1 pseudogene is annotated in these 238 nt (G+C 48.7%); it reads right to left on the minus strand.

What is annotated here, in order from left to right:
* Positions 1–238: pseudogene (locus ACY2RR_RS24715) on the minus strand (hypothetical protein); the annotation flags it as partial.

Genomic DNA, 238 nt, shown 5'->3' on the forward strand with positions numbered 1-238 from the left:
ATGCCAAAACCGGCTTCCTGACTGAGGAAGTCACAGCCCGTGGTGATACCACGCTGCTCTAAGTTGTTTGTGGTGTTGGTGATAATGGTGGAGATAAAGAAAACCAGAAGCCCGATAAAGAACAGCTGAAAAAGAACGCTGCGGACTCTGGGGTCATACCAGAAACTTAAAGCTCCCGGTTTCTCGGCATGTGCGGAGTGGGTATTGTTTTCAGACGCGTTAAACCTGCCTTGGAAAT

Source organism: Parendozoicomonas sp. 2304DJ65-17 (assembly GCF_058148445.1).